Origin of the sequence: Saccharopolyspora indica (assembly GCF_027853965.1) — a bacterium.
In the GTDB taxonomy this organism is placed as follows: Bacteria; Actinomycetota; Actinomycetes; order Mycobacteriales; family Pseudonocardiaceae; genus Saccharopolyspora; species Saccharopolyspora indica.
Genome location: NZ_JAQGLB010000012.1, coordinates 167834 through 193268, shown reverse-complemented (window position 1 = coordinate 193268; position 25435 = coordinate 167834). Strand labels below are relative to the sequence as shown.

Annotated in this window: 23 protein-coding genes; 11 read left to right on the top strand and 12 right to left on the bottom strand. The window is 71.5% G+C overall.

All coding sequences use genetic code 11. The annotated features are described in order from the left end of the window. Nucleotides 1-3: 3 nt before the first annotated feature. The 3 genes from OU416_RS25275 (at nucleotide 4) to OU416_RS25265 (ending at nucleotide 4356) form a co-directional block, all read left to right on the top strand. Nucleotides 4-756 carry a hypothetical protein gene (locus OU416_RS25275; RefSeq protein ID WP_270929497.1) on the top strand — a complete coding sequence of 251 codons (753 nt, stop codon included), beginning with the start codon at nucleotides 4-6 and terminating at the stop codon, nucleotides 754-756. A 478-nt stretch (nucleotides 757-1234) separates the two neighbouring features. Then, complete coding sequence (locus OU416_RS25270; RefSeq protein WP_270929496.1) at nucleotides 1235-2635, top strand: serine/threonine-protein kinase; 1401 nt, start codon at nucleotides 1235-1237, stop codon at nucleotides 2633-2635. Between the two features lie 200 nt (nucleotides 2636-2835). After that, a complete protein-coding gene (locus tag OU416_RS25265; protein WP_270929495.1) occupies nucleotides 2836-4356 on the top strand; it encodes a serine/threonine-protein kinase in 1521 nt (506 codons plus the stop codon). Between the two features lie 3 nt (nucleotides 4357-4359). Here OU416_RS25265 and OU416_RS25260 read toward each other — a convergent pair whose 3' ends face one another. Then, entirely contained in the window at nucleotides 4360-5253 is an 894-nt protein-coding gene (locus OU416_RS25260) for a LysR family transcriptional regulator (protein ID WP_270929494.1), read from the bottom strand. A 180-nt stretch (nucleotides 5254-5433) separates the two neighbouring features. Here OU416_RS25260 and OU416_RS25255 point away from each other — a divergent pair, with 180 nt between their 5' ends. Continuing rightward, complete coding sequence (locus OU416_RS25255; protein WP_270929493.1) at nucleotides 5434-6486, top strand: DMT family transporter; 1053 nt, start codon at nucleotides 5434-5436, stop codon at nucleotides 6484-6486. Between the two features lie 50 nt (nucleotides 6487-6536). On the opposite strand, the gene OU416_RS25250 is transcribed toward OU416_RS25255, so the two are convergent. The 3 genes from OU416_RS25250 to OU416_RS25240 all read right to left on the bottom strand — a co-directional run bounded on the left by OU416_RS25250 (nucleotide 6537) and on the right by OU416_RS25240 (nucleotide 9771). Beyond that, nucleotides 6537-7613: a hypothetical protein gene (locus tag OU416_RS25250; protein ID WP_270929492.1), complete on the bottom strand. Its 1077-nt coding sequence runs from the start codon at nucleotides 7611-7613 to the stop codon at nucleotides 6537-6539. Between the two features lie 124 nt (nucleotides 7614-7737). Then, nucleotides 7738-8421: a response regulator gene (locus OU416_RS25245; RefSeq protein WP_093155071.1), complete on the bottom strand. Its 684-nt coding sequence runs from the start codon at nucleotides 8419-8421 to the stop codon at nucleotides 7738-7740. A 36-nt stretch (nucleotides 8422-8457) separates the two neighbouring features. Next, the gene (locus tag OU416_RS25240; RefSeq protein ID WP_372907266.1) at nucleotides 8458-9771 is read right to left on the bottom strand and encodes an ATP-binding protein; all 1314 of its coding nucleotides are present in this window, start codon (nucleotides 9769-9771) and stop codon (nucleotides 8458-8460) included. A gap of 110 nt (nucleotides 9772-9881) precedes the next feature. Between OU416_RS25240 and OU416_RS25235 the strand changes: the two genes are divergently transcribed. The 5 genes from OU416_RS25235 to OU416_RS25215 all read left to right on the top strand — a co-directional run bounded on the left by OU416_RS25235 (nucleotide 9882) and on the right by OU416_RS25215 (nucleotide 13193). Continuing rightward, nucleotides 9882-11132, top strand: coding sequence for a PspC domain-containing protein (locus OU416_RS25235; protein ID WP_270929491.1), 1251 nt, complete (start codon nucleotides 9882-9884; stop codon nucleotides 11130-11132). Continuing rightward, a complete protein-coding gene (locus OU416_RS25230) occupies nucleotides 11125-11322 on the top strand; it encodes a hypothetical protein (RefSeq protein ID WP_270929490.1) in 198 nt (65 codons plus the stop codon). Before OU416_RS25235 ends, OU416_RS25230 begins: the two co-directional genes overlap by 8 nt. 85 nt (nucleotides 11323-11407) lie before the next feature. Continuing rightward, nucleotides 11408-12298, top strand: a complete 891-nt coding sequence (locus OU416_RS25225) for a glycoside hydrolase family 16 protein (RefSeq protein WP_270929489.1) — start codon at nucleotides 11408-11410, stop codon at nucleotides 12296-12298. Nucleotides 12299-12492: 194 nt separating this feature from the next. Continuing rightward, nucleotides 12493-12981: a DUF2975 domain-containing protein gene (locus tag OU416_RS25220; RefSeq protein WP_270929488.1), complete on the top strand. Its 489-nt coding sequence runs from the start codon at nucleotides 12493-12495 to the stop codon at nucleotides 12979-12981. Next, complete coding sequence (locus OU416_RS25215; protein ID WP_270929487.1) at nucleotides 12981-13193, top strand: helix-turn-helix domain-containing protein; 213 nt, start codon at nucleotides 12981-12983, stop codon at nucleotides 13191-13193. The genes OU416_RS25220 and OU416_RS25215 overlap by 1 nt, the downstream gene beginning before the upstream one ends. 82 nt (nucleotides 13194-13275) lie before the next feature. On the opposite strand, the gene guaA is transcribed toward OU416_RS25215, so the two are convergent. The 3 genes from guaA to OU416_RS25200 form a co-directional block, all read right to left on the bottom strand. Further along, nucleotides 13276-14862, bottom strand: coding sequence for a glutamine-hydrolyzing GMP synthase (gene guaA, locus OU416_RS25210; RefSeq protein ID WP_270929486.1), 1587 nt, complete (start codon nucleotides 14860-14862; stop codon nucleotides 13276-13278). Between the two features lie 79 nt (nucleotides 14863-14941). Then, nucleotides 14942-15580, bottom strand: coding sequence for a response regulator (locus OU416_RS25205; protein ID WP_270929485.1), 639 nt, complete (start codon nucleotides 15578-15580; stop codon nucleotides 14942-14944). Next, the gene (locus OU416_RS25200; protein WP_270929484.1) at nucleotides 15568-16782 is read right to left on the bottom strand and encodes a sensor histidine kinase; all 1215 of its coding nucleotides are present in this window, start codon (nucleotides 16780-16782) and stop codon (nucleotides 15568-15570) included. Before OU416_RS25200 ends, OU416_RS25205 begins: the two co-directional genes overlap by 13 nt. 151 nt (nucleotides 16783-16933) lie before the next feature. On the opposite strand from OU416_RS25200, the gene OU416_RS25195 reads away from it, so the two are divergent. Beyond that, complete coding sequence (locus OU416_RS25195; RefSeq protein WP_270929483.1) at nucleotides 16934-17842, top strand: CPBP family intramembrane glutamic endopeptidase; 909 nt, start codon at nucleotides 16934-16936, stop codon at nucleotides 17840-17842. Nucleotides 17843-17859: 17 nt separating this feature from the next. Here the strand turns inward: OU416_RS25195 and OU416_RS25190 are convergent, their stop codons facing one another. The 3 genes from OU416_RS25190 to guaB all read right to left on the bottom strand — a co-directional run bounded on the left by OU416_RS25190 (nucleotide 17860) and on the right by guaB (nucleotide 22653). Then, entirely contained in the window at nucleotides 17860-19572 is a 1713-nt protein-coding gene (locus OU416_RS25190) for a GMC family oxidoreductase N-terminal domain-containing protein (RefSeq protein ID WP_270929482.1), read from the bottom strand. 231 nt (nucleotides 19573-19803) lie between these two features. After that, nucleotides 19804-20934, bottom strand: coding sequence for a GuaB3 family IMP dehydrogenase-related protein (locus OU416_RS25185; RefSeq protein ID WP_270929481.1), 1131 nt, complete (start codon nucleotides 20932-20934; stop codon nucleotides 19804-19806). Between the two features lie 207 nt (nucleotides 20935-21141). After that, a complete protein-coding gene (gene guaB, locus OU416_RS25180) occupies nucleotides 21142-22653 on the bottom strand; it encodes an IMP dehydrogenase (RefSeq protein WP_270929480.1) in 1512 nt (503 codons plus the stop codon). Nucleotides 22654-22907: 254 nt separating this feature from the next. Here guaB and OU416_RS25175 point away from each other — a divergent pair, with 254 nt between their 5' ends. Then, on the top strand, nucleotides 22908-23303 hold the full coding sequence (locus OU416_RS25175; protein ID WP_170210508.1) for a DUF5319 domain-containing protein: 396 nt from the start codon (nucleotides 22908-22910) through the stop codon (nucleotides 23301-23303). A 52-nt stretch (nucleotides 23304-23355) separates the two neighbouring features. Here OU416_RS25175 and OU416_RS25170 read toward each other — a convergent pair whose 3' ends face one another. Next, a complete protein-coding gene (locus OU416_RS25170) occupies nucleotides 23356-24450 on the bottom strand; it encodes an anti-sigma-D factor RsdA (protein WP_270929479.1) in 1095 nt (364 codons plus the stop codon). Further along, nucleotides 24451-25023 carry a sigma-70 family RNA polymerase sigma factor gene (locus tag OU416_RS25165; RefSeq protein WP_093155087.1) on the bottom strand — a complete coding sequence of 191 codons (573 nt, stop codon included), beginning with the start codon at nucleotides 25021-25023 and terminating at the stop codon, nucleotides 24451-24453. Nucleotides 25024-25435 lie beyond the last annotated feature (412 nt).

The window sequence follows — 25435 nt, the reverse complement described above, 5'->3', positions numbered from 1 at the left end:
GGCGTGGAGACTCCTTCGTCCGGTCGCCGGCGCGACCAGCACGGCCCGGACTCGATCAGCGTCGCCGAGCTGATGCGCCGCACCCCCATCTCGCTCAAGCACGAGCGGCTCGCCGACGAGCTCCTGCAGAACGACGACGCGGCCGACGTCCTGCCCCCGATCCGCCGGATCGCCTTCGGAACGGCGGGCGTGCTGCTGTTGCTGGGCGCGACCGCCGCCACCGCGACGATCGTCGCGCACCCCGCCGACGCGCCCCGCCCGGCCGCCGCCGCGCCGATCACCGGCGGACTCGCGCTCCGGCCGGACCTGGTGCGGGACGCGCGCTGGCCGTTCGCGGGCAACGGCGGCTTCGCCAGCACCGCGACGGGCGACACCACCGTCGAGCGGTCGGAAGCTCCGCAGCCGATGGCCGCCAACCCGGCGGCGGGCAGCGCGAAGTCGGCGCGCAAGGTGGTCGCGGAGTTCTACCGCCGCCTGGTCGGCGATGCCGGCGGCGCGATGTCGATGGTCGCCCCGGAACTCGTCGCCGGGCAGCAGACCTCGGTGGTGCGGGCGTGGCGGGCCGCCGAATCGGTGGTGGTGGACGAGAGCAAGATCCGCATCGAGCCGGGCGGGGCGGTGCTGGCCGAGGTCGAGGTGCGGTACCCGGCCGGCGACCGGGTGCGGCTGCAGCAGCGGCTGACCGTCGAGTCGGACTCCAACCCGAAGATCACCGGCGCCGAGCTGCTCGGGGCCAGGCACACGGTGTCGCGCTGAGTGACCGGCCCGCACCTCTGGAGACAACAATGCGGCAACGACCGGAGCCGCCGGAATCCCGCAGTGCGGACCGGGGCGTACCGGGCAACGCGGATATCGTTGCCGGGCGCAACCGGTTCGGTCCCCGCAACGGGTGGTCTTCCGGACCCGCCAATACCAACATCACCTGCGCAAACGGCTGTGAGAAGCGACCCGATCGGGCGACTGCCGTGATGCCGCGGAGTAACGTCGGGAAAGGTTGCGCAGATCTTTTCCAGTTCGGACCTACGCCGATTCGGCGTCGGCTAGGCTCCCGTAGCGCGGTTCGGTCACCGGCCCATCCGGCCAACCCGGCCCGCGCTGAGAACGTGTACATGTCGGAGGACCGGAGCCGGTCCGCCAAATCCGCTGATGTCCGGTGGGGGCGCGTTGCCCGGGATCATCATCCCGGATGCTCGCAGATCCCGCTGGGCATCGATAGCAGTACGGGGAGACGTCGGTGAGCGACGAAGGTCGCCTGGTCGCCGGACGCTACCGAGTGCAGCGACGCATCGGCAGTGGCGCGATGGGCGTGGTGTGGGAGTGTGTGGACGAACGCCTGCACCGCACGGTCGCGGTCAAGCAGTTGCTCCTGCAGCCCGGATTGGATCCGGGTGAGGCCGAGGAAGCGCGGCAGCGGGCTATGCGGGAAGGCCGGATCGCGGCCCGACTCCAGCACCCGAACGCCATCTCGGTCTACGACGTGGCCGAGGACGAGGGTCAGCCGGTCCTGGTCATGGAGTACCTGCCCTCCACGAGCCTCGCGGCGATGATGTCCGAGCACGGGCCGCTGCCGCCTCGCGAGGTGGCGCGGATCGGTGCGCAGGTCGCCTCGGCGCTGGGAGCCGCGCACGCGGCCGGAGTGGTGCACCGCGACATCAAGCCGGGCAACATCCTGCTCGGCGACAACGGTGACGTGAAGATCACCGACTTCGGCATCTCGCGGGCGCAGGGCGACGTGCAGGTCACCAAGACCGGCATGCTGGCGGGCACGCCCGCCTACCTGTCGCCGGACGTGGCGATGGGCCAGGAGCCGACGCCCGCCTCCGACGTCTTCTCGCTCGGGGCGACGCTGTACGCCGCGATCGAGGGCCACCCGCCGTTCGGCCTGAACGAGAACACCCTCGCGCTGCTGCACGCGGTGGCCGCGGGCCGGGTCGAACCGCCGCAGCAGGCCGGGCCGATGACCCACCCGCTGATGGCGATGATGGCCAACCGCGTCGAGGACCGGCCGGACATGGCGCAGGTCCGCGAGATGGTGCAGGCGGTGGCCGACGGCGGGTCGGCGAGCTCGATCCCGACCGTGGCCGCGCCGATCCCGCCCGCGCTGGCGCCGGAGCCCGGTCCCGACCAGCCGACCAGCGTCGTCGGCCAGGACGGCACCGCGGTCGCCTACTACGAGGACGACCCGTACTCGGAGCGGCCGTACGAGGACGCCACCTCGTACATGGGCGCCGACACCCGCGGTGACGCGGCGATCTACGAGAAGCCGCGCAAGAGCAAGCGGCCGGTGGTGATCTCGGGCATCGCGCTGGTCGCGGTCGCCGTGATCGCGGTGCTGGTGACCTCCGCGCTGATGAACGGGGAGAAGCCGGCGCCGACGGGCACCACCACGCCGACCAGCGAGATCGCTCCGATGCCGCCGCCGGTCGAGGAGACGACCAGCGAGGAGGCTCCGCCCAGCACGCGGCAGACCCGGACGTCGGAGGAGGAGACTCCGACCACCTCGGCCAAGCCGACGACGAGCGCCAAGCCGACGACGTCGGCCAAGCCGACGACCAGTGAGAAGCCTCCGACCTCGGACGAGGAGGAGCCGACTTCGCCGCCGACGTCGGGTTCCGACTCGGGTTCGGAGAACTAGTCCGGCAACGACCGCACCGGCCGGGGCGCGCACCGCGAGGTGGGCGCCCCGGCCGGTGTCGTTGGTCGCCCCGGTGTGTACCGGTGTGCGCGGTGCCCAGTAACGTTGCACCCCGTTGGGTGAAGCTGGCCACGGGGGTCCGGTCAGTCCGCAATTCGGAATAGGCAGATCAGGCAGCAGAGCCAGTACCAGGAGAACCGGTGAGCGCCGAAGGTCGTTTGATCGCAGGCCGGTACCGCTTGCAGCAGAAGATCGGCAGCGGCGCCATGGGAGTGGTGTGGCAAGCCGTCGATGAGCGTCTGCACCGCACAGTAGCGGTGAAGCAGCTGTTGCTGCAGCCCGGCTACACCCCCGAAGAGACTGAAGAAGCCCGTCAGCGGTCGATGCGCGAGGGCCGCATCGCCGCCCGTTTGCAGCACCAGAACGCGATCGTCGTGTTCGACGTCGCCGAGGACGAGGGCCAGCCGGTGCTGGTCATGGAGTACCTGCCGTCGCGGAGCCTGGCGTCGGTCATCGACGAGCAGGGCGTCCTGCCGCCGCTGCAGGTGGCCCGGATCGGCGTGCAGGTGTCCGGCGCGCTGGCCGCCGCGCACATGGCGGGCATCGTGCACCGCGACCTCAAGCCGGGCAACGTCCTGCTCGGCGACAACGACATCGCCAAGATCACCGACTTCGGCATCTCCCGGGCGATCGGGGACGTCGCGGTCACCAAGAGCGGCATCCTGGCGGGCACCCCCGCGTACCTGGCGCCGGAGGTGGCGCTGGGCCGCGATCCGGCTCCGGCCTCGGACGTCTTCTCGCTGGGTTCGACGCTGTACGCGGCGATCGAGGGCGGCCCGCCGTTCGGCACCGACGAGAACGCGATCAGCCTGCTGCACCGGGTGGCGCGCGGTCAGTTCGACCCGCCGCGCCAGGCCGGGCCCATGACGCCGGTGCTGATGCAGATGCTGCTGCCGGATCCGGTGGACCGGCCGACCATGGCCCAGGCCCGGGACCTGCTGCAGGCGGTGCTCGACGGCCGTCCGATCCCGACCGCCTCGCCGAGCGCGGGCTGGCAGCGCCCCGCGGCGCCGCACGCCCAGGCGGCAGGCACCCGCGTGGGTCCGCCGACCTCGGCGAACCCGCCGACGATGGTCGGCGGCGCGGTCCCGGCCGCCGCGGCCGCGCCCCGGCGCGGCTACAAGCAGGCGGCGCTGTGGGTGGTGGCGATCATCGTCGCGGTGCTCGTGGGCGTGCTCGCCGCGAGCGCCTTCGGCGACGGCTCCGAGCAGGGGCAGCAGGCTCCGCCCACGCCGTCCACGCCGCCCACCGAGGTCGCGCCGACGACGCCCGCCTCGGCCACGACCACCTCCGCCGCGCCCACCACCTCGGCGACCAGGACGACGACCGCTGCTCCGACGACGACCGCTGCGAAGCAGCCGTCCGATGAGGAGATCGTCGAGGTGGTGACCAAGTACTACTCGCTGGTGCCCAAGAAGGTGGACCAGGCGTGGAAGCTGCTCGGCCCGAAGCTGCAGGAGCAGGGCAAGGACAGCTACGAGGCGTTCTGGAAGACCATCGACGCGGTGCAGATCATCGGCAAGCCGGTGCGGTCCGGGACCAGCGTGTTCGTGACGCTGCAGTTCACCAAGGACGGCAAGAAGCTCACCGAGCAGCACTCGCTGGGCATGGTCACCACGCAGAGCGGCCAGCCGCTGATCAACACCGACAAGCGGGTCTGACCGTCAGCTCGCGGCTTCGCGCAGGGTGGCCAGCAGGGACTTGGTGACCGGGAGGTCGGCGACGGCGGCGCGAACCGCCGCGTAGAGGTGCCGGACGGGCTCCGGGCGGCGGACCGCGCGGATGACGACGCCCGGGTGCACCACGTCCAGGCCCAGGCGCGGCACGAGCGACACGCCCAGCCCGGCGGCGACGAACCCCTGCGCGGAGTAGCTCCCGTCGGCCTCCAGCGCGACCTTCGGCGTGAAACCGGCGCTGGCGTAGGCCTCTTCGAGCAGCACGCCGCAGATGTCACCGGTGTTCACCGCGCTGTTGACCCACGGTTCGGCGGCCAGCTGCGCCAGGTCGATGCACTCCTGGTCCGCCATCGGGTGGCCCTTCGGCAGCACCACCCGGTAGGGGTCGTCGGTGAGGTGCGCGAACCGCACGCCGCGCCGCTCGGGCTCCTGGTCGCCGGCCACCACGATCGCCACGTCCGACTCCCCCGCGGCCAGGTCGTCGAGCAGGCCCGCGTCCTGCAGCTGGAGGTCCAGCTGCACCTCCGGGTGCTCGGCGCGGAACTTGGCGACCGCGGCCGGGACCAGGCCGACCGACGCGGTGTGGAAGAACCGCATCCGGAGCAGACCGGTGCGCCCGGCGCGGATGTCGGCCAGCTCGACCTCCGCGCTGCTGAGCAGCTCGGCGATCTGCCCGGCCCGCTCGGCCAGCAGCACCCCGGCCGGGGTCGGCTTGAGCCCGCGGCCGACCTTCTCCAGCAGCGGGGTGCCGGCTTCGCGCTCCAGCGTGGCGAGCTGCTGGCTGATCGCCGACGGGGTGTAGCCGAGGTTGGTCGCGGCGGCGCTGACCGAGCCGCTGGTGACCACGGCGCGCAGGACCTGCATGCGGCGTACGTCCAACATGCCGCCGACACTACAGCAGATCTGAAAGGTTTGTTGATTTTAATTCACTTGTTCTAACGCGCGGTTGGGTGCACCGTTGAGGGCGAGCGAACGATTCGGCGAGCGCCGAAGGAATCGCGACCTACTGTCCCGGCGAACCCGACGCCCCGCGCACGGGGTTTCCGCGAACCCGGAGAGGCCATGAACAACCCGACGAACTACTTCCGGCTCGGCGCGCTGGCGCTGCTGTGGGGCTCCAGCTTCCTGCTGATCAAGCTGGCCCTGGCGGCGCTCGCGCCCACGCAGATCGCGCTGGTGCGCATCGTGCTCGGCGCGCTGGTGCTGCTGGTGCTGTGCGCGGTCCGCGGGTTGCAGGTCAGCCGCGATCGCACGCTCTGGCGGCACGTCGGCGTCGCCGCGCTGTTCGCCAGCGCCCTGCCGTGGGTGCTGTTCGGCATCGGCGAGCAGACCGTCGACTCCGGGCTGACCGGGGTCCTCAACGCGACCACTCCACTGTGGACCGTGCTGTTCGGCTTGCTGGCCGGTCGCGAGGCGCTGCCACCGGCCCGGATCGCCGGGCTGCTGCTGGGCTTCCTCGGCGTGCTGCTGATCTTCGCGCCGTGGCAGGGCACCAGCCTGCTGAGCTGGGGCGTGCTCGCCTGCCTGGGCGCGGCGGTCAGCTACGGCATCGGGTACGTCTACATCGGACGGAAGCTGACCGGCGCGCACGGTCAGCCGCCGCTGGTGCTGGCCACGATGCAGATGATCGCCGCCACCGGGTACGCCGTCGTGGCGCTGCCGCTGGACGGGCTGCGGCCGGTGCACTGGGACCTGCTGGCGCTGGTCTCGGCCGCCGTGCTGGGCGTCTTCGGCACGGGCATCGCGTTCGCGCTGAACTACCGGATCATCAGCGATGAGGGCGCCACCACCGCCTCGACGGTGGCCTACCTGATGCCGATCGTCTCGGTCCTGCTCGGCTGGCTGCTGCTCGGCGAGGAGCTGGGGCTGCGAATCCTGCTGGGCATGGCGGTCGTGCTGGTCGGCGTGCTGCTGACCCGTCGCTCGCCGTCGCCCGGAACCACCACTGCTGCGGAGGAGAAGAGAATGTCGGAGGACAACCGAACCGAGTTGCGCACCAGCGCCGAAGATCTCCCGCCGATCGAACCGCCGAAGGGCTGGGCCCGGATCCACCTCGCCCTGATGCGCGGTTCGCAGATCTACGCCGAGCTGGCCACCAACCACCCGATGAAGTGACAGCCGGCCCGGCGCTCCTCAGGGAACGCCGGGCCGGGCTCGTCAGGCGCTCACTCGCGGTAGGTCGCCGTGTAGGGCTCGAACGCGGTGCCTTCGCCAGGGCCGTTGCCGACGCCGAGAACGGTGCCGTCGTCCTGGACGGTCGCGCCGTGCACGCGGACCGCGGGCGGCGCGGGCAGTTCCTGCCATCCGGTGCCGTCCCAACCTCGCCGGAAGGACGCGTCGGACCCGACCACCCCGAACAGCTGGACCTGGTCGCCGACCTGGAGGAGCTGGGTGATGGTGCCCGTCCCGCCGAGGTCGAAGACCTTCCAGGCCTGGCCGTCCCAGTGCGCCGTGAAGGGCACCTCATCGCCCTGCACGCTGCTGTAGCCGCCGACCCACACGTCGTTCGGGGCCAGGGCGAGGACGTTGTCGAGCACCTCGCGCACCGCGGGGTCCTCGTTGGCGTCCGGAACCGGCATCTCCGTCCACGCGCTGCCGTCCCAGTGCAGGGCGATGGTGCGGTTGCCGGTGGGCCAGTCGCTGTAGCCGACGGACCAGAGGTCGTCGGAGGCCACGCCGTCGACGTCCATCAGCTTCCAGGCCTCGTAGTCGTGCTCGGCGAGGTCCGGGACCGGGACGTCGGTCCACGCCTGGCCGTCCCAGTGCTGCGCGATGCCGCGCCCGGCTCCGCCGACCGTCCAGACGTCGTCCGGGGCGAACGCCTTCAGCGCCAGCGCCTGCGGCGGGGCACCGGGCGGCCCGGCCAGGTCGACCCGCGTCCACCCCTGCCCGTCCCAGTGCGCCACGCCACCCGGCTTGGTCTTGGTCGGGATCCCGATCGTCCAGATGTCGTCGGGCGCGAGCACCGCGCCGTCCACCAGCTCGCCGATGTTCTCGATCGGCACCTGCTGCCAGCCCTGCTCGCCCTTGCGGTAGACCGCGCTGGTGGCGTCCGGGGAGGTCTCGCTGATGAAGCCGAAGGCCCAGGACTCCCCCGCCGCGCTGCCCGCGCTCGTCAGCATGCCGGAGTCGGGCGAGGTGGGAACCGGTTCCTCGGTCCAGCTCCCGGCCGCTGCCGCCTGCCCGACCGGTCCCGCGATCAACCCGGCCGCGGCGACCAAGGTGACTGCTGTTCGTCTCATCCGTTGCGTCTCCCCGTCTGCTCGATCAGCTCAACGGGAAGACGTCCCCGGTGGTCCCGGAGTTGGCCGCCGCTCGAAGGCGAGGCGGAAAGGGCAGGACATCAGGACTTTCGGGCAGCCGGGTTCACACCAGGCGGCGGTCGGAGGCCCAGCGGGACAGCTCGTAGCGGTTGGACAGCTGGGTCTTGCGCAGGACGCTGGACACGTGCGTCTCCACCGTCTTGACGGAGATGAACAGCTCGGAGGCGATCTCCTTGTACGCGTACCCGCGCGCCAGCAGCCGCAGCACCTCGCGCTCGCGCGGCGTGAGCAGGTCCAGCTCGGGGTCGCCGACGGGAGCCGAGTTCGGCCCCTCGGAGAAGGCGTCCAGCACGAATCCCGCCAGCCGCGGCGAGAACACCGCGTCCCCGGCGCGCACCCGCACGATCGCGTCGGCGAGCTCCCGCCCGGAGATGGTCTTGGTGACGTAGCCGCGGGCGCCGCCGCGGATCACCGCTATCACGTCCTCGGCGGCGTCGGAGACCGACAGCGCCAGGAACACCACGTCCGGCTGCTGCCCGCGCACCTGCCGCAGCACCTCGGCACCGCCGCCGTCGGGCATGTGCACGTCGAGCAGGACCACCTCGGGCTTGAAGTGCGCGATGCCGGCGACCGCCTCGGCCACCGACCCGGCCTCGCCGATCACCTCGACCTGCTCGGCGGCGGCCAGCTCCGCGCGCACCCCGGTGCGGAACAGCGCGTGGTCGTCGACCAGGAACACCCGGACCTGGTGCGGGGCGGTGGTGTCTTCACCGGTCACGATCAACATCCTCCATCGCTGGGCTCGTCCGCAGGGTACGCCAGTTCACGCCGCCCTCGGCATTTCCATCTGCACCTCGGTGCCCTCGCCCGGCGAGGTGCGCACCTTGACCTTCCCGCCGTGCCGCTGCATGCGGCCGCGGATCGAGTCGGCCAGCCCGTGCCGGTCGGCGGGCACGCTGGCCGGGTCGAACCCGGCACCGCGGTCGCGGACGAACACCGAGACCTGCGCGGCCTCCACCTCCGCGTACACGCTCACCTCGGCGACCTGGGCGTGCTTGGCGGCGTTGACGACCGCTTCCCGGGCGGCGGCGAGCTGCGCGGACAACCGCTCGTCCACGTCGCAGTCGCCGACCACCACCTGCTGGACCTTGATCGCGAAGCTGTCCTCGACCTCGCCGCAGATCCGGGTCAGCTCGGCGGAGAACGTGGTCGCGGGCGCGTCGTCGACGGCCTGCCGCTGCGAGCCGTAGCCGTCCGGGCCGTACAGCCAGTTCCGCAGCTCGCGCTCCTGCCCGCGGGCCAGCCGCCGCACCTCGCGCTCGGACTCGGCCTGCTTCTGGATCAGCGCCAGCGTCTGCAGCACCGAGTCGTGCAGGTGCGCGGCGATCTCGGCGCGTTCCTGGGAGCGGATCCGGCTGGCCCGCTCGATGTTGAGGTCCCGCACCAGCCGCACCCACCACGGCACGGTCAGGACCGCGACGCCGACCAGCGTCGCGCCCACCGCGAGCAGCGCGAAGCGCACCTCGTCCATCGAGGCCGAACCGGCCAGCACCGCCACGATGCCCACCACGACCAGCGCCGCACCGGCGAGCACGCGGACCATGGCCTTCCGGCCGCCGCCGCCGAGCAGCGCGCCGACCACGTTGGTCCGCGCGCCCTGCCGCCAGCGGCGGCGCTGCGACTCGTCGGCCTCCCGCCACACCACGGCGGCACCGATCAGCACCACCACCAGCGGCGCGCCCAGCCAGGGCGGCATCGAGATCAGCCCGCCGACGGCGACCATCGCGCCGAGGCAGAGCAGGATCACGCCGAAGCCCTGCTGCCGCTCCCGGGTCGTGACCGGTTTCTCCGCGCCGACGGACTGCGGCACGAACACCCACAGCAGCGAATAGGCCAGGATGCCCGCCCCGCCGCACACGGCGAGCACGGCGAACCCGCCGCGCACCCACAGCACCGGCACCCCGAGGTGTTCGGCGACTCCGCTGGCGACCCCGGCGACCAGACGTCCGCTGCGGCGCCTGCGCAGCTGCTCCACGCTCCGCGGGCGCTGCTGCGCCATCGGCTTCGTGGCAGCTCCCGGCCCGGTGTCGGCCTCGGCGGTGCGCTGCTGGTTCAGCTGGTCTCTCACGACGTCGATGGTCACACGCCCGCGCGTGCACGAGCATCAGGGACCGTCCCTGACATTCCGGGCCGGATCAGGGGCGTCCCTGATGCTCCGGGGTTCGGCGAGGACCGATAGTGGTGGGCATGAGCACGACGAAGCGCGCCGGAGCTGCGGCGTTCGAGGACACCATGCGGGACTTCTGGGCGACCCGCCCGGTCCGGCCGCGTTCCGGCGGCAAGGTCGGTGGCGTCTCCGCGGCGATCGGCCTCCGGTACGGCATCGATCCCATCCTGGTCCGGGTGGCGTTCATCCTGGCGGCCATCTACGGCGGCGCGGGCGTCGTGCTCTACCTGCTGGGCTGGTTGCTGTTCCCGAAGGAGAGCGAACCGGTCCCCGGCATGGCCAAGCCGAGGCCGGAACCGACCTCGGGCACCCTCGCGGTGATCCTGGTGCTGCTGCTGCTCCCCAGCGTGCTCTGGCTGATCAGCTCACCGGCGATCATCGGGCTCGCGGTGGGGCTGGGTGCGTTCTACCTGATCCACCGCACCTACGGGGACCGCAACGCGGTGCTTGCCGCCACGGCGCCGGCCACGGCGGCACCGGGCGCCACGGCACCGGGCACCGCGGCGCCGGTGCCCGAGGCGACGCAGGCGGGCGAGAACACCTGGGTCTACCCCGGCGCCGAGCAGACCGCGGCGGCCGAGCAGAAGTCGCCCCCCGCGTGGGATCCGCTCGGTGTCGCGCCGTTCGCCTGGGACCTCCCGGAACCGAGCGAGCCCGAGCAGCCGGAACCGGAGCAGCCGAAGCGGCGCTGGATCACCTGGGGGACGCTGCTGCTGGCGGCGTTCGCCGGTGGCCTGACCAGCGCGCTGGGCGCCCCGCTGCACATCTCGCTGACCTTCGCGCTCGGCACGATCGGGCTGGGGCTGATCCTCGGTTCCTTCCTGCGCGGCGGCCGCGGGCTGATCGCCGCGGCGGTTCCGCTGGCGGCCGCGGCGATGATCGCCGCGATGATGCCGGTGGACACCTACAGCGGCGAGATCGGCGAGCACGAGGTGCACCCCGATACGGCAGGCGAGCTGGCCTCCGACTACCAGCTGTCCGCCGGGACGATCACGCTGGACCTGCGGGGCATGGAGATCGCCGACGACGAGGAGGTCACCACCTCGGCCAGCGTCGGGGTCGGCGACATCCTCGTGCAGCTGCCCGAGAACGTGGACATCACCGCGCGGTGCAAGTCGGAGCTGGGCGACGTGCAGTGCCTGCACTCGGTGGCCAGCGGCGGCAGCGCGGACCAGACGGCGACGGACCTGGGCGCCGACGGCCCCGGTGGCGGCCGGTTGAACCTCGACCTGCAGGTCGGCATGGGAAGCGTGGAGGTCACCCGTGGCTGACGAGCGAAACCCCTCCCGCCGCCAGCGCGGCGGCCCGGACCTGGTCGCCCTGGTGAGCGGTCTGATCACCGTCGCCATCGCGGGCAGCGTGCTGGTCGGCCTGGGCGATCAGCTGCAGTGGCTGCTGGCGCTGGCCGCCGTGACGATCGGCGTCGTCATGCTGGTCGTCTCCCTGCGCACCCGCAGCTAGTCCAGAACTCGCCAATCCGCCCCACCGGTGGGCCGCACCGGAATACTCGATCGCTCAAGAAGCGGTTCTCCCCGAAGGAGCGGTGATGGCCCGGAACAAGTTGCTCGCGACCGCCGCCGCGCTAGCGGTGCTGACGGCGGTGCCGCTGGTGCAGGCCAGCGCCGCGCCCCGCGCCGAGGTGTTCTTCGACGACTTCTCCGGCACCGAGCTGGACCGCTCCAAGTGGACGGTCGAGGTCACCGGCGAGAACTTCGGCACGGTCAACCAGGAGCAGCAGGCCTACGTCGACTCACCCGAGACGATCTACGTGGAGAAGGACCCGTCGACCGGGGCGGAGAACGGCGCGCTCGCGCTGCACCCCCGGTACAAGCCGGGCACGCAAGCCCCGGACGGGCAGACCTACGACTTCATCTCCGGCCGGGTCAAGACCCAGGACAAGGTCGAGTTCACCTACGGCAGCTACTCGGCGCGCCTCAAGCTCCCGGAGAACGCGACCGCCAGCGGGCTGTGGCCGGCGTGGTGGTCGCTTGGCGCGAACATCGACAACGGCAAGCCGTGGCCGGACTGCGGTGAGATCGACGTGATGGAGCACGTCGGCGAGCCCTGGACCAGCTCGGCGCTGCACGGCCCCGAATACCACGGCGACACCCCGTTCACCAAGCGCCAGGAGTTCGCGGGCAAGGACCCGGCGGACTGGCACGTCTACCGCGCGGACTGGACGCCGGACGGGATCGCCTTCTTCGTCGACGACGCGGAGACCTACCGGGTCACGAAGGAGGAGATCCAGAGCAAGGGCTGGACCTGGGCCTACGACGACCCGCAGTTCCTGATCCTGAACTTCGCCCTCGGCGGCGGCTACCCGAACGGCGTCAACGGCGTCACGGAGCCGTACTTCGGCCTCCCGCAGTCCACGGTGGACAGGGTCGCCACCGGCGAGGTCCGCTACCTGATCGACTGGGTCCGCGTCGACCAGTGACGAGCACCCGCCGCTCAGGACTCAGCTGAGCGAATGGCACCGCGCGAGGGGCCTCGGCCGATCCAGGCCGGGGCCCCTCGCGCTGCTCGGACGAAGCCCTGACCGGGCCTTGTGCCCAAGACCACGAGCAGCAGCTTGCTCCGAGCTATCGATTAACGATAGATTTCCATCGTTAATCGATCCGAGGAGTTCCGATGGGAAATGCGGCCGTACTCGTGCTGCGCGTGGTGCTGACGATCGGGCTCGCCGGCTCGCTGTTCGTCCAGGCGGTGATGGTGCCGATGGCGATCCTCACCCCGGACGAGTTCCCGTCCGCCGTGCGCATTCCCGTCCTGGTCCTCGTGCTGCTCGGCATCGCGACCGTCCAGGTCACCATGATCTGCGTGTGGCGGCTGCTGACGATGGTGCGCCGGGGGACGGTGTTCTCCCCCGCCGCCTTCCGGTACGTCGACATCGTGATCGGTGCGGTGGCAGCGGCGTCGATCCTCACCTTCGCCCTCGGCGGCGCCCTCGCCCCGGGCGAGGCCGTCGCTCCGGGCATCGTCCTGCTGATCGGCGGCGCGGGCGTGCTGATCGCCGGAGTCGCCCTGCTCGTGCTCGTGATGCGGACCCTGCTGGCTCAAGCGATCGCTCGCGAAACCGAGGCCCGGCACCTCCAGGACGAGCTGGACGAGGTCATCTGATGCCGATCATCGTCGACATCGACGTGATGCTGGCGAAGCGCAAGATGTCGGTGGGCACGCTCGCGGAACGAGTGAACATCACGCCCGCGAACCTGGCGGTCCTCAAGAACGGTCGTGCCAAGGCGGTTCGCTTCACCACCCTCGCGGCGCTGTGCGAAGTGCTCGAATGCCAACCCGGCGACCTCCTGCGCTGGGAGCCCGACGCCGGTTGACGGCGATCCCGTTGAACGGCGAAGGGCACCTTTCGCCAACATAGTTGGTGAAAGGTGCCCTTCGTCTTTCAGCGTTGGGGGATCACTCCCACTCGATGGTGCCCGGGGGCTTGGAGGTCACGTCTAGGGTCACCCGGTTGACCTCGGCCACCTCGTTGGTGATGCGGGTGGAGATGCGCTCCAGGACGTCGTAGGGCAGGCGGGTCCAGTCCGCCGTCATCGCGTCCTCGCTGGAGACCGGGCGCAGGACCACCGGGTGGCCGTAGGTGCGACCGTCGCCCTGGACGCCGACCGAGCGGACGTCGGCCAGCAGGACCACCGGGCACTGCCAGATGTCGCGGTCCAGGCCCGCCGCGGTCAGCTCCTCGCGGGCGATCGCGTCCGCCGCGCGCAGCGTCTCCAGGCGGTCCGCGGTGACCTCGCCGATGATCCGGATGCCCAGGCCCGGGCCGGGGAACGGCTGGCGGTGCACGATCGTCTCGGGCAGGCCCAGCTCCAGGCCGACCCGGCGCACCTCGTCCTTGAACAGCGCGCGCAGCGGCTCGACCAGCTCGAACTGCAGGTCGTCGGGCAGGCCGCCGACGTTGTGGTGGCTCTTGATGTTCGCCGCGCCGGAGCCGCCGCCGGACTCGACCACGTCCGGGTAGAGGGTGCCCTGCACCAGGAAGTCGATCTGCTCACCGGCCTCGCCGGCCTCGGTCTGCAGGTCGCGGGCGGCCTGCTCGAAGACCCGGATGAACTCCCGGCCGATGATCTTGCGCTTCTCCTCCGGGTCGGTCACGCCGGCCAGCGCGCCGAGGAACCGGTCCACCGCGTCGATGGTGACCAGCCGGACGCCGGTCGCCGCGACGAAGTCGCGCTCGACCTGCGCGCGCTCACCGGAGCGCAGCAGGCCGTGGTCGACGAACACGCAGGTCAGCTGGTCGCCGATGGCGCGCTGCACCAGCGCGGCGGCCACCGCGGAGTCCACGCCGCCGGACAGCGCGCAGATCGCGCGGCGGTCGCCGATCTGCTCGCGGATCGCCGCGACCGTGTCGTCGACGATGGAGGAGGTGGTCCACTGCGGGCGGACCTTGGCGATGTCGTGCAGGAAGCGGCGCAGCACCTCCTGGCCGTGCGGCGAGTGCACCACCTCGGGGTGGTACTGGACGCCGGCGAGCTGCCGCTCGACGCTCTCGAACGCCGCGACCGGGGTGTCCTTGGTCGACGCCGTGACGGTGAAGCCCTCCGGGGCCTTGCTCACCGAGTCCCCGTGGCTCATCCACACCGGGTGGTGCCCGGGCATCTCGGCGTGCATCGTGCCGCCGTCGCCGCTGACCTCCAGCTCGGTGCGGCCGTACTCGCGGACGCCGGTGTGCTCAACCGTGCCGCCGAGGGCCGAGGTCATCGCCTGGAAGCCGTAGCAGATGCCGAAGACCGGGACGCCCGCGCTGAACAGCGCGGGGTCGACCTGGGGGGCGCCGTCGGCGTACACGCTGGACGGGCCGCCGGACAGGACCACGGCGGCGGGGTTGCGGCGCTGGATCTCCTCCACCGGGGTGTCGTGCGGGACGACCTCGGAGTAGACCTGCGCCTCCCGCACCCGACGCGCGATCAGCTGCGCGTACTGGGCGCCGTAGTCGACAACGAGAACAGGCCCCTGGGCGCTGTTGCTTGCGGAACCGGACACGTCGCCGCGACCTCCTAGCAGAACCGGTGAGCTGCGGCCATTGTCCCAGGTAACCGATGCCACAGCGGCATCGGCCCCGTCAGCCGCCCAAGTGCGCGAGCACCGCGAGCACCCGGCGGTGCCCGGAATCGCCGACCGGCAGGTCCAGCTTGGCGAAGATGTTGCCGACGTGCTTGAGCACCGCGCGCTCGGTGACCACCAGGCGCTGCGCGATCTCGCCGTTGGCGTAACCGGCGGCCATCAGCGCGAGGACCTCGCGCTCGCGGGGCGTCAGCGCGGCCAGCGGGTCGCGGCGGCGGGTCATCAGCTGCGACACGACCTCGGGATCCATCACCGTGGCGCCGTCGGCGATCCGGCGCAGCGAGTCGACGAACTCGTCCACCCGCGACACGCGGTCCTTGAGCAGGTAGCCCACCGCGCCGCGGCCGTCGGAGAGCAGTTCGCGCGCGTAGGTCTCCTCGACGTACTGCGAGAAAAGCAGCACCGGCAGGCCGGGGTGCAGTTCGCGGGCGCGCAGCGCGGCCCGCACGCCCTCGTCGCGGAACGAGGGCGGCAGCCGCACGTCCACCACCGCGATGTCCGGTGGATCCGCCACCACCGCTTCGAGGAACGACGCTGCTTCGGTGTGCACCCCGGCCACCTCGATCTCCGCCGCGGCCAGCAGCAACTTCAGGCCCTCGGCGAGGATGACGTTGTCCTCGACGATCAGAACCCGCACGGCAGGACCACCTCGATCCGGGTCGGGCCGCCCGCCGGGCTGCGCACCGAGGTGCGGCCGTCGAGCGCGGCGACCCGCTGCCGGATGCCGGTCAGCCCGGTGCCGCCTTCCTCCGTCGCGCCGCCAGCGCCGTCGTCGCCGACCTCGACCCGAAGTTCGCCGGCTTCCCTGGTCAGCACGACCGTGGCGCGCTCGGCGCCGGAGTGCTTGGCGACGTTGGTGAGCGATTCGGCGACCACGAAGTACGCGGCGGCCTCGACCGCGGCGGGCACCTCGCCGAGCTCGCCGACGGCGACCTCGGTGGTCACCGCGCAACGCGCGCCGAGCGCGGACACCGCCCCGGCCAGCCCGCGGTCGGCGAGGATCGGCGGGTAGAGCGTCCGCACGACGTCGCGCAGTCCGGCCATCGCCTCCTCAGCACCGCCGCGGGCCTCGCGCACCAGCCGCAGCGCGGCCTCCGGGTCGGTGGTGGCGGTCTTCTCCGCGATCCCCAGCCGCAGCGCGATCGAGACCAGCTGGGCCTGCGTGCCGTCGTGGAGATCCCGTTCGATGCGGCGCAGTTCCGCGCCGTGCGCTTCCAGCGCCCCGGCCCTGGTCTCGGCGAGCTCGTCGACCCGCTCCGCGAGGCGCTGCGCCTCGGCCTCCGCTGGAGGCGGGGTCAGCAACCGCAACGAGACCCGCGCCTGCGCCCTCGCCAGCCGGGGCACGCCCCACACGAACACCGCACCTGTCAGCGCGATCTGCCCGGCGGCGAGCCCGATCGCGGCACCCCATCCGGACGGGTGCACACCGAGCAGCGTGATGTCGGGGACGAAGGGCCAGAGCGCGAGCGACACCGGCGCCGCGGGCAAACCTGCCACCACGACCGGCCCGAGCAGCCCCACGAGCACGCCGAACGGCGCGTGCACCACCAGCCAGCGCAGGTCCCGCCGGGTCACCGGCGAGTGGATGACCTGCTTGAACCCGGTGGCCGAGCGGATCGGGTCGACCTGGACGCCCAGGTATCGCCCGGCCCGGCGCCGCTCCCACTCGGTCCAGCGGTGCAGGCCCGCCGCGGCGGCGGGAAGCACGAAGATCCCGATGCCCAGCACGACGAGCAGGCAGGTCACCGCGACCAGCGGCAGGGCGACGAGAGCCGCGAATGCCGTCACCAACGCGAGGAACAGGGCTCCCAGCCCGCGCATTCCGGCACGCACATCCATCGTCGTCACTCCTCCCGGTGCCCCACGAGCTCGGGGCCTCACGCCCACGATCTTGCCGAAGTCATCGCACGTGCGCGGTGGTGTTGGCGACACCTTCGCCCGGGTGCCGACGCCATCCCGCGCGCGCCCGCACCGACCTAGCTTCACCGGCATGAGAACGAAGATCGCAGCCCGACCGGTGCTGGCCTTCACCGCGCTCGCCTGGGCGGGGATGTGGATCGCCATGATGCCGTTGCTGATCAGCGGTTTCCAGCGCACCAGCAGCGACATCGACTTGAGCGTCCTGGAACTGGTCTGCATCAGCGCAGCGATGCTCACACCCGCGCTCGCGGCATTCGTCGTGCTGCGCCGCTGGGAACGCGGGACGCCGATCCGCGCGACGCTCGGGCTGGCCTGGAACCGGCGCACCGCGCTGGACTGCCTGGTGGCCCTCGTCTGCCCGCTGGCGCTGACCCTGCTGGCGCTCGCGATCGGCACCGCCGCGGGCGCCTACCACCCGGATCTCACCGACTTCTCCGGCTTCCGCCGCCAGTTCGCCCCGGAAACCACCGGGGAGCGGGGAGTTCCGCTCCCCGCGCTGGCGGTGTGGGCCGGTTCGCTGCTGATTCAGATGCTGGTCTCGCTGCCGCTGTTCTTCGGGGAGGAACTCGGCTGGCAGGGCTACCTGTTCCCGCGGCTGCGCCCGCGCGGACCGGTTTTCGCCGTGCTGGTCACCGGTGTCGTGTTCGCGCTCTGGCACCTGCCCACGCTGCTGATGGGCGGCCAGTACCCGGACACCCCTTGGCCGGTGGCGATCGGGGCCTTCCTGATCAGCTGCGTGCTGGTGGTGCCGATCTTCGCCTGGCTCCGCACCCGGTCGGCGTCGGTGCTCCCGGCCGTCGTCGCGCACACCGTGGTCAGCACGGCGGCGGTGCACCTGCCGTGGGTCCTGGCCGACGCCGGCAACCCGCCGCACCCGCTCACCACCGGCCTGACCGCCTGGCCCGGCTGGCTGGCCATGGCCCTGCTGCTGGCAGTGCTGGTGATCGTGCGCCGGCGCTCGAACCGCGGTCTCGGCTGAGACCGCGGTTCCCCGGGTCAGACGATCGGCAGGCGCAGGGCCGCCGGTGCGCTGGCCGGGACGGCCGGGGACTTCGGCTCGACCGGCGCCACCTCGCGGTAGGCCTCGCGCTGGCCCGGGCGGGTGTCGGTCTCGCCCTTGTTCGGCCACATCGCGAACGCCCGCTCCGCCTGGGCGGTGATGGTCAGCGACGGGTTCACGCCCAGGTTCGCGCTCACCGCCGAACCGTCCACGATGGACATCGTCGGGTAGCCGTGCGCCCGGTGGTACGGGTCGATCACGCCCCGCTCGGCGTTCTCGCCGATCGCGCAACCGCCCAGGAAGTGCGCGGTCATCGGGATGTCGAACAGCTCGCCCCAGGTTCCGCCCGCGATACCGCCGATCTCCTCGGCGACCAGCTCGTTGGCCTGCTCCCCGGCCCGGATGTAGGTCGGGTTGGGCGCGCCGTGGCCCTGCTCGGAGGTCAGCTGCGTGCGCCCGAACCGCTTGCGCAGCTTGGTGGTCAGCGAGTTGTCGAGGCTCTGCATGACCAGCAGGATCACGGTGCGCTGGCTCCAGTCCTTCACCGACAGCAGGCGCAGTGCGTGCAGCGGGTGCTCGCGCAGGTAGCGGAACCACTGCCGCAGCCGCGGTTCCGAGGTGCCGCCCTTGGTCGGCAGGGTCTGCAGCAGCCCCATCGCGTTGGCGCCCTTGGTGTAGCGCACCGGCTCGATGTGGGTGTCCTCGTCGGGGTGGAACGACGAGGTGATCGCCACGCCGCTGGAGAAGTCCTGCTCGGGGTCGACCCTCGGCATCTGCGCGCCGATGATCGCCTCGGAGTTGGTGCGGGTGAGACGGCCGAGGCGGTCGGACAGCTGCGGCAGGTCACCGCGTTCCTTGCTGCGGTGCAACAGGTTCTGCGTTCCCCAGGTGCCCGCGGCCACCACCACCTGATCGGCCCGGAAGATGCGCGGGCGGCGGTTCCACTTCGCGCCGGTGCGCGACGTGCCGATCCGCCACCGGCCGTCGGCGCCCTGCGCCAGCCGGTCGACCGTGGTCAGCGGGAACACCTGCGCCCCGCCCGCTTCGGCCAGGTACAGGTAGTTCTTCACCAGCGTGTTCTTCGCGCCGACGCGGCAGCCGGTCATGCACGCACCGCACTCGGTGCAGCCGGTGCGCGCGGGCCCGGCTCCGCCGAAGAACGGGTCGGAGTCGGTCTTGCCCGCCGTGCCGAAGTAGACGCCGACCGGCGTGGTGTGGAAGGTGGTCTCGGCGCCCATCTGCCCGGCGACCTTCCGCAGCACCACGTCCGAGGGCGTGGTGGTCGGGTTGTCCACCACGCCGAGCATCCGCGTCGCCTGGTCGTAGTACGGCGCGAGCTCGGACTCCCAGTCGGTGATGTGCGCCCACTGCGGGTCGTTGTAGAACGGCTTGAGCGGCCGGTACAGGGTGTTCGCGTAGTTCAGCGAGCCGCCGCCGACCCCGGCGCCGGCCAGGATCAGGACGTTCTGCAGCAGGTGGATGCGCTGCACGCCGTAGCAGCCGAGCTGCGGCGCCCACAGGAACTTCCGCAGGTCCCAGGAGGTCTTCGGCAGCTCGTCGTCGGTGAACCGGCGACCGGCCTCGAGCACGGCCACCCGGTAGCCCTTCTCGGTCAACCGCAGCGCGGCCACGCTGCCGCCGAATCCCGACCCGATCACGACCACGTCGAAGTCGGTGTCATCCCGGTGCGCCCGATCACGTCCAGCCATGCGCGACAGACTAGACGTAATTACTCACCAGTAGCTAGTCCCCGCTCGGGGTTGGGGCACCGATGGTGTTCAGCCTGCACAGGCCCCGTGAGCACTTTGGGGGGCTATAGCACCACAAACCACTCACGGGCGCTGAACAGCGGAAACCGTTCCTCATCGCGGGACCGCCCTGGAGACCGGAAACCCCGGTCCCGCAGCGGGACCGGGGTTTCGCGGAGTTCGCGCGCGGGCTCAGCCGCGGAGGGTGAGGCCAACCTTCTGGAACTCCTTCAGGTCGCGGTAGCCGGTCTTGGCCATCGCGCGGCGCAGGCCGCCGAAGAGGTTCAGCGTGCCGTACGGGTCGCTGCTCGGGCCGAACAGCAGCTTCTCCAGGTCGGCGTCCGAACCGGCGAAGCCGGTGATCTCGCTGCGCGGCAGGCTCGGGTGCGCGGCGGCCGCGGTCCAGTAGTAGCCCTGCGCCGGGGATTCCGCGGCCTCGGTCAGCGCCTCGCCCAGCATCACCGCGTCCGCGCCGCAGGCGATCGCCTTGGCGATGTCGCCGGAGTAGGCCAGCGAGCCGTCGGCGATCACGTGCACGTACCGGCCACCGGTCTCGTCCAGGTAGTCGCGCCGCGCCGCCGCCGCGTCGGCGACCGCCGTGGCCATCGGCACGCCGATGCCCAGGACCTGGGTGGTAGTCGTCGAGCGGGACTGGCCGAAGCCGACGATCACACCGGCCGCGCCGGTGCGCATCAGGTGCATCGCGGTGCGGTAGTCGCCGACGCCACCGGCGATCACCGGCACGTCGAGCTCGGCGATGAAGCGCTTGAGGTTCAGCGGCTCACCGTCGCGCGCCACGTGCTCGGCGGAGATGATCGTGCCCTGCACGACCAGCACCTCCACCCCCGCCGCGAGCAGGTCCGGGGTCAGCTCCTCGGCGTGCTGCGGGCTGACCCGCGCGGCGACGGTGACGCCGGAGTCCTTGATCTGCTTGAGCGAAGCGGCGAGCAGGTCGAGCCGGATCGGCGCGGAGTGCAGCTCCTGCAGCAGGCGGATGGCCGCCTCCGGGTCGCTGTCCTCCTCCGCGGCGCGCACCACGTCGAACAGCTTCTGCTCGACGTTCTCGTGCCGCGCCCACAGCCCCTCGGCGTTGAGCACGCCCAGGCCGCCGAGCTCGCCGATGCGCACCGCCGTGGCGGGCGAGACGACCGCGTCGGTCGGGTGCGTGACCAGCGGGATGTCGAAGCGGTACGCGTCGATCTGCCACGCCAGCGACACGTCCTTGGAGGAGCGGGTGCGCCGGGACGGCACGATCGCAACGTCGTCCAAGTCGTAGCCGCGCATCGCCGTGCGGCCCATGCCGATCTCAACCTGATCCCGCACGGTCAGTCCCTCCTCGTGGCACCGCTGTCCAACACGACATTCTCTCTACGACACCCGAGTGACGCGCAACGGGGGCACCTAACGTTCAGTGATCTCCCGAGCACAGCGCCGCGGAGGGCCGCGTCAATTTCGTACGAAATTGACACACCACCCCCGGACGCGACGCGGCCGCCGCGCTGGGGAGCGCGGCGGCCGGGTCGGCGGGTGTCAGCGGCCGGTGTAGTTCGGCGCCTCGACCGTCATCGTGATGTCGTGCGGGTGGCTCTCCTTGAGGCCCGCCGCGGTGATCCGCACCAGCTTCGCGTCCTGCAGCTCCGGGATCGTCGTCGAGCCGGTGTAGCCCATGCCCGAGCGGAGACCGCCGACCAGCTGGGCCACGACCTGCGACAGCGGGCCGCGGAACGGCACCCGGCCCTCGATGCCCTCCGGCACCAGCTTGTCCTCGGAGAGCACGTCGTCCTGGAAGTAGCGGTCCTTCGAGTAGGACTTGCCCTGGCCGCGCGACTGCATCGCACCCAGCGAACCCATGCCCCGGTAGACCTTGAACTGCTTGCCGTTGACCAGCACCAGTTCGCCCGGCGCCTCGGCGGTGCCCGCCAGCAGGCTGCCCAGCATCACCGAGCTGGCACCGGCGGCGATCGCCTTGCCGATGTCCCCGGAGTACTGGATGCCGCCGTCGCCGATGATCGGCACACCGGCGGGCCGGCAGGCCATGCTCGCCTCGTAGATCGCGCTGATCTGCGGCACGCCGACGCCGGCGACCACGCGGGTGGTGCAGATCGAGCCCGGCCCGACGCCGACCTTCACCGCGTCCGCCCCGGCGTCGATCAGCGCCTGCGCGCCCGCGCGGGTCGCGACGTTGCCGCCGATCACGTCGACCGAGTTGCCCAGTTCCTTCTTCAGCGTGCCGACCGTCTCCAGCACCGCGCGGGAGTGACCGTGCGCGGTGTCCACGATCAGCACGTCGACGCCGGCGTCGACCAGCGCCATCGCGCGCTCGTGCGAGTCCGCGCCGACGCCCACCGCGGCGCCGCACAGCAGCCGGCCGTCGGGGTCCTTGGTGGCGCTGGGGTACTGCTCGGTCTTGACGAAGTCCTTGACCGTGATCAGACCGCGCAGCTTGTCCGCGCCGTCGACGATCGGCAGCTTCTCGATCTTGTTGCGGCGCAGCAGCCCGAGCGCGGCCTCCGCGGTGACGCCGACCTGCGCGGTGATCAGCGGCGCCGGGGTCATCACCTCGCGCACGCGGCGCGTGAAGTCGACCTCGAAGCGCATGTCGCGGTTGGTGATGATGCCGACCAGCGTGCCGTCCGGGTCGGTCACCGGGACGCCGGAGATGCGGAAGCGGGCGCACAGCGCGTCCACCTCGGCGAGCGTGTCCTCCGGCGAACAGGTCACCGGGTCGGTGACCATGCCCGCCTCGGAGCGCTTGACCACCTCGACCTGGGAGGCCTGCTCCTCCACCGAGAGGTTGCGCTGCAGGATCCCGACGCCGCCCTGGCGGGCCATCGCGATCGCCATCCGCGCCTCGGTCACGGTGTCCATCGCGGCCGACAGCAGCGGGACGCGCAGCCGGACGTTGCGGGAGAGCTGCGTGGAGGTGTCGACGCCGCTCGGGATGACGTCGGACTCGTCGGGCAGCAGGAGCACGTCATCGAAGGTCAGCCCCAGCGTCGCGAACTTCGATGGGAGGCCGGGTGCGGTGAGTTCGCTGGTCATGGCGAGGGATGTGCCTTCCTTCACGCTACGGTCCACACACGGAGGATGCGGCTGGATTGTTCCCCGGCGATCGCGTCGTCGACGGTTACGTCTGGTAACGCGGCATCGGCTTCGGGGATTCCCCCAATGATAGAGACCACAGGTCAGCGGCCGGTTGTCGCGTCCTGGCAGTCGTGCGCCACGCCACCCCGCCACCGGACATGCGGTGGACAAGACCGCCCCGACAGCCCCACGAGGTGGACGCAGCCGGTACCGTGCGGGCCGTGCCGCACGATCCGATGCCCCCAGACCCGTTCGCGGGCGACCCGGAAGATCCGAGCATGGCACTCGGCGATCACGACGACGCCGACGGCCCGCCACTCGGTGACGAGGAACGCGCCGAGCTGCTCGCCGATCTGACCGACCTCGCGGTCTACCAGGCGCTGCTGGAACCCCGCGGCATCCGCGGCATCGTGGTCGACTGCGCCGACTGCGGCGAGTGCCACTACCACGACTGGGAGCTGCTGCGGGCCAGTCTGGAGCAGCTGCTGCACGACGGCCGCATGCGCCCGCACGAGCCGGCCTTCGACCCCAACCCCAGCGAGTACGTGACCTGGGAGTACTGCCGCGGCTACGCCGACGGCGTCACCGAGAGCGAAACCACCCGCTGATCAGGACGTGAAAGAAGGGGCTCCCGCGCGGGAGCCCCTTCTTCGCGTTCGATCAGGGGTGGCTGGTGCCGCTGCTGTTGTTCGGGATCAGGCCGCCCCAGCTGCTCGACGGGTTCTCCGAGCTGCCGCTGGTCTCGCTGGGCGAGGTCGTCGTCTCCGTCGGGGTCGACGAGGTCGGCGGGACCGACGAGCTGTCCGTCGGTTCCGGCAGCTCCGAAGGCTGCGACGGCGACGGCGTCGAGGTCGGCGGCGTGGTCTGCGGCGTCGATTCGTTGCTGCTGGGCTGGTCGCCCTCGTCGATCCGCCTGGTCAGCGAAGCGTGCGCGGCCTGCAGGTCGGACAGGCCGTGCTCGTCGTCGATGATGCGCATCTGCTGCTGCGCCGCTTCCAACGCCGCCTGCGCCGCCGGCCGGTTGCCGCGCTCTATCGCGCTTTCCGCCGTGTCGAGGTCTTCCTGCGCCAGGCTCGCGGCCTCCACCGCGCGGGTGTGGTCGGAGTAGAGCACCTGCGCGACGCCCCACAGCATGTCGCCGGGCTGGGCATCGCGAGCGGCCACGCCGACCCCGGTGAAGCCGATCATCAGCACGGCCGCCGCCGTCGCGACCGGCACCAGGTGCCGGCGCTTGAGCCAGCGGCGCGGGCGCGCGCCCGACGAGATCGCGGTCGCCGCGGTCTCGACGTCGACCAGATCACCGATCGGCGAGGAGTCGACGTCCTGCCGCCAGGCCACCAGCAGTGCTTCCAAGCTGGGGCGTTCGCCGTCCGCGGGCACCGCCACGTCCGGGTTGGTGCCGCCGAGCGCGTCCAGCAGGGCGTCGTCGTCCTGCAGCGCGGCCAGGTCGATCGGCTCGTCCAAGTCGTCGTGGTCGACCAGCTCGCCGGAGTCGTCGGCACTGTCCCGGTCTTCCGGCCGCGACCGGAAGGCGAGCACCGCGGCGCCGTCCGAATCGGCGTCGCTTCGGGTGGTTTCGGACTCGCCCGAGTCGGAATCCCGATGGTTTTCGCTCAGTTCCGTTCCCTCGTCTGCGGGCTCCGCCGCGGGCACCACGTCCCGCTCGTCCGCCCGGGTCGAACGGTCTTCGTGCTGGCCGGACTCGACCGGGTCGCGTCCTTCCCGCTCCCCCTCGGGCCCCTTCCGCTCAGCCATTCAGACCACCTCCTCCGCGGACAGCGTCTTTCGCAGCCGGGCCAACGCGCGGTGTTGAGCCACGCGTACCGCGCCCGGCGTAGAACCGACCGCTTCGGCGGTTTCCTCCGCCGACAACCCGACGACCACCCGGAGAAGCAGGATTTCCCGCTGCTTCGCCGGGAGGACGCGAAGTAGTTGCGCCATCCTGCCCGAGAGCTCACCTTGCATCGCCCGCTGCTCCGGACCGGCTTCGGACTCCGGGGTATCCGGAACGTCCGCCACGGGTTCGGAGCGGTTGCGGGCCAACGCCCGGTGCGCATCAGCCACCTTGTGCGCGGCGATGCCGTACACGAACGCCAGGAACGGACGACCCTGGTCCTTGTAGGAGGGCAGCGCGGTCAACACCGCGAGGCACACCTCTTGGGCCACGTCGTCCGCCGAAGCGAACGACCTCTCGTTTCGTCCGACTCTGGCGCGGCAGTACCGCACCACCAAAGGACGGATTTCGGCCAGCAAGCGCTCGATCGACTGGCGATCGCCGTCGACGGCGGCGCTTACAAGAGCGTCCAGCCCGTCCCCCACGTTGGTCATCGCAGACAGCAGCCCTGGTGTTACGCGTTCAAGCGACTCGGATTTGCCCGGCGAACATCGCGTGCACCGCACGCTGCGCCGCGCTCACCGTACCGGCCGTTGGGCGCTCGTTGAACAGGGACTCGGGATCGAGGGCGGGCGTAGTCACGCATCAACATGTACCAGACGCCGAACCGAGCGGCGTTTCACCTGGTCATCGCGATCTTGCCCGGAAAGAGATACCGCGTGCGGAGCGATCGGGAGAGGGGCCGAGGTGGCATTTAGGGGCGTATCGCCGGTTTGCCGCCGAATACCGCTTCGGCCGTTATCCCCCGACTTCCGACAGGACTATGGCTCGCGTCACTCCGCCCGTCCGGGCGCGGTTCCGGACATCCGGGCGGTGACGCGAGCCACACTCACTTTCGTAACGTCA

Excerpts from the sequence above, each read along its gene's own strand:
- OU416_RS25255 (WP_270929493.1), top strand. The coding sequence starts at position 5,434 with ATGAACAACCCGACGAACTACTTCCGGCTCGGCGCGCTGGCGCTGCTG.
- OU416_RS25235 (WP_270929491.1), top strand. The coding sequence starts at position 9,882 with ATGAGCACGACGAAGCGCGCCGGAGCTGCGGCGTTCGAGGACACCATG.
- OU416_RS25190 (WP_270929482.1), bottom strand. The coding sequence starts at position 19,572 with ATGGCTGGACGTGATCGGGCGCACCGGGATGACACCGACTTCGACGTG.
- guaB (WP_270929480.1), bottom strand. The coding sequence starts at position 22,653 with ATGACCAGCGAACTCACCGCACCCGGCCTCCCATCGAAGTTCGCGACG.
- OU416_RS25195 (WP_270929483.1), top strand. The coding sequence starts at position 16,934 with ATGAGAACGAAGATCGCAGCCCGACCGGTGCTGGCCTTCACCGCGCTC.
- OU416_RS25220 (WP_270929488.1), top strand. The coding sequence starts at position 12,493 with ATGGGAAATGCGGCCGTACTCGTGCTGCGCGTGGTGCTGACGATCGGG.
- OU416_RS25260 (WP_270929494.1), bottom strand. The coding sequence starts at position 5,253 with ATGTTGGACGTACGCCGCATGCAGGTCCTGCGCGCCGTGGTCACCAGC.
- OU416_RS25245 (WP_093155071.1), bottom strand. The coding sequence starts at position 8,421 with ATGTTGATCGTGACCGGTGAAGACACCACCGCCCCGCACCAGGTCCGG.
- OU416_RS25225 (WP_270929489.1), top strand. The coding sequence starts at position 11,408 with ATGGCCCGGAACAAGTTGCTCGCGACCGCCGCCGCGCTAGCGGTGCTG.
- OU416_RS25165 (WP_093155087.1), bottom strand. The coding sequence starts at position 25,023 with ATGACCAACGTGGGGGACGGGCTGGACGCTCTTGTAAGCGCCGCCGTC.
- OU416_RS25200 (WP_270929484.1), bottom strand. The coding sequence starts at position 16,782 with ATGGATGTGCGTGCCGGAATGCGCGGGCTGGGAGCCCTGTTCCTCGCG.
- OU416_RS25170 (WP_270929479.1), bottom strand. The coding sequence starts at position 24,450 with ATGGCTGAGCGGAAGGGGCCCGAGGGGGAGCGGGAAGGACGCGACCCG.
- OU416_RS25250 (WP_270929492.1), bottom strand. The coding sequence starts at position 7,613 with ATGAGACGAACAGCAGTCACCTTGGTCGCCGCGGCCGGGTTGATCGCG.
- OU416_RS25215 (WP_270929487.1), top strand. The coding sequence starts at position 12,981 with ATGCCGATCATCGTCGACATCGACGTGATGCTGGCGAAGCGCAAGATG.